Annotated in this window: 1 pseudogene; it reads left to right on the top strand. The window is 67.6% G+C overall.

From position 1 onward, the window contains the following. Positions 1-61 precede the first annotated feature (61 nt). Positions 62-999 (top strand): annotated as a pseudogene (locus B1L11_RS44645) (IS5 family transposase). The last annotated feature ends 18 nt before the right edge of the window (positions 1,000-1,017 follow it).

Here is a 1,017-nt window from a genome sequence, read left to right as displayed (position 1 = left end):
ACTAGGGCCTGTTTCTCGGATTTCCTGACGTGATCACGGTGTGGCTTCCACCCTGGTCGGTGTGGGAGGCCGAGGGGACTTAACCAACGCGGAGTGGGAGCGGCTGAAGCCGTTGCTCCCACCCGCGGGAGCACGCGGTGGCAGGTGGAGTGACCACCGCACGGTCATCAACGGCGTGTTGTACCGGGCGCGGACCGGAGTGCCGTGGCGGGACCTGCCGGAACGCTTCGGACCGTGGCTGACGGTGTACAAGCGGCATCGCCGCTGGTCAGCTGACGGAACCTGGGCGCATCTGCTCGCGCAGGTCCAGGCCGTCCAGGATGCCGAGGGCAGGATCGACTGGCAGGTGTCGGTCGACTCGACCACGGCTCGGGCTCATCAGCATGCGGCCGGAGCGCGTAAAACACCTCCGCCTGCGCTCCCTGCGGCAAAGGGGGCGCGCGGCGGGACAAAGCGGGGCGATCCGGCGTTGCTGAGCTTGTCCGCCCGCCTGGCGGAGGTGGTCCAGCAGGTGAATGTCTAGGGCGTTCACGCGGAGGTCTCACCACAAAGATTCACCTGTCCGCCGACGGCCGTTGCCGGCCGCTGTCGTTGGTGCTCACCCCGGGGCAGCATGGCGACAGCCCGCAGTTCCAGGCCGTGCTGGAGAAGATCTCAGTGCCCCGGCTCGGGCCCGGCCGTCCTCGCAGCCGGCCGGACAGCGTCAGCGCGGACAAGGCCTACAGCTCACGCGCGAACCGCTTCTACCTGCGGCGGCGCAAGATCCCGCACACCATTCCCGAGCCTCGTGACCAGCGGGACAATCGCCGCAGGCGCGGCTCGGCCGGTGGACGCCCGACGGGGTTCGACAAAGAGCGCTACAAGAAGCGCAACGTTGTCGAGCGGGCGATCAACCGGCTGAAGAACTTCCGGGCTGTGGCCACCCGCTACGACAAGCGCGCTTACATCTATCTCGGCACCGTGACCGTGGCAGCCCTGGTGATCTGGCTCCGCACGTGATCCAAGAAACAGGACCTA

It is taken from the genome of Microbispora sp. GKU 823 (genome assembly GCF_002027145.1).
Taxonomy (GTDB): domain Bacteria; phylum Actinomycetota; class Actinomycetes; order Streptosporangiales; family Streptosporangiaceae; genus Microbispora; species Microbispora siamensis.
The sequence above is the reverse complement of the archived record's forward strand: the minus strand, read 5'-3'. Positions and strand labels throughout refer to the sequence as shown.